General features: G+C 40.8%; 1 protein-coding gene. It reads left to right on the top strand.

The window, feature by feature from the left end:
* Positions 1-271: 271 nt before the first annotated feature.
* Positions 272-1,606: an RNA-guided endonuclease IscB gene (gene iscB, locus AN618_RS12340; protein WP_066355641.1), complete on the top strand. Its 1,335-nt coding sequence runs from the start codon at positions 272-274 to the stop codon at positions 1,604-1,606.
* Positions 1,607-1,614 lie beyond the last annotated feature (8 nt).

Here is a 1,614-nt window from a genome sequence, read left to right as displayed (position 1 = left end):
CTGTAGAGGCGGTGGCTTGCAAAAGCCATAGTTGACCAGCCTAAGGAACTGACTCGAAGGACAAGGGGATGATGTTCCTACGTTATCCCTGTCAGGGCACTCTGGGGTGCGTCCCAAGCTCCAGACACTGCCGTGCAGGCTTAAACAGTCTTGAGTGGTAGGGACAGTGGTCTGCACACAGCAAGCAGGGATAACATTGGCGATGGGAGATGCAGGCGTAGTCCAGCCTGTACGTCACCCAGCACTGCTGGAGGAAGGAGGAAGACTCCAAATGGTATTTGTGTTGAACAGGGATAAAACACCTTTAGCACCATGCCACGAAGCTGTGGCAAGGAAATTGCTCAAACAAGGAAAAGCAGTGGTTCATAGAATTTATCCTTTCACTATAAGACTTAAAGAACAAAAGGATACATCAACGTTCAAGCCAAATTACAGACTCAAGATTGACTATGGAAGCAGACATACAGGGATTTCAATACTTAAGAATAATAAAAAAGAAGTAGTTTTTATGATGCAGCTACATCACAGGACAGACGTAAAAGAAAACATGGATAGAAGACGTGCATTCCGACGCAGCAGAAGAAGTAGAAAAACAAGATACAGAAAACCAAGGTTTTTAAACAGGCAAATAAATGAAGATTGGCTACCACCTACGCTACTGAGCAGGATAAGAAATATCGAAACATGGGTAAGAAGACTTTGCAAATTGTGTCCTATTACTGCAATTTCCTATGAAAATGTCAAGTTTGACACGCAACTACTGAGAAATCCAGAAATTTCGGGTATAGAGTATCAGCAGGGAACATTGCAAGGATATGAAGTTAGGGAATACCTGCTAGAAAAGTTCGACAGAAAATGCGTCTACTGCGGTGCTACAAATGTACCACTTGAAATTGAACATGTAATTCCGAAGTCAAGAGGTGGAACAGACAGGATAGATAATCTTGTTATAGCCTGCCACAAATGCAATCAAAGAAAAGGGAATAAAACGGCTGAAGAATTCGGATATCCAGAAATACAGAAACTTGTTAAAGAGTCACTGAAAGATTGTGCGATAGTTAATACTACAAGATGGAGGATATATGAAGCATTAAAACAGACAGATCTACCAGTGGAATGTGGAAGTGGTGCTTTAACAAAGATGAATAGAATCAAGTTAGGACTGCCTAAAGGTCATCATTTTGATGCTGTCTGTGTTGGATATTCGACTCCTGATAGGATTTGGTTCAAGACAAGAACAGTATTGCACGTGATAGCAAAGGGTAGAGGAACAAGGCAGATTGCAAATGTAGATAAAAGTGGTTTTCCACGTGGATACAGGAAAAGAAGAAAGTTATTTTATGGTTTCCAAACTGGGGACATGATAAAAGCTTTTGTCTCAGAAGGCAAATATAAAGGGATATGGAAAGGTACAGTAGCATGTAGAGAAAGTGGATATTTTGATATAAAGAATAAAGCAGGCAAAAGGATTGCTCAAGGTATATCTTATAAGTACTGCAAGGTAATTCAGCGGTTTGATGGGTATTGTTATGATTTGGAGCAGATAGAAATTAAAGGCATATTTCCTCTCCAACCTGTAGAGGTTGGAGCCTCCATGTGCCGATAAGAAAAGGT

The organism is Fervidicola ferrireducens (genome assembly GCF_001562425.1).
GTDB lineage: Bacteria > Bacillota > Thermosediminibacteria > Thermosediminibacterales > Thermosediminibacteraceae > Fervidicola > Fervidicola ferrireducens.
The sequence above is the reverse complement of the archived record's forward strand: the minus strand, read 5'-3'. Positions and strand labels throughout refer to the sequence as shown.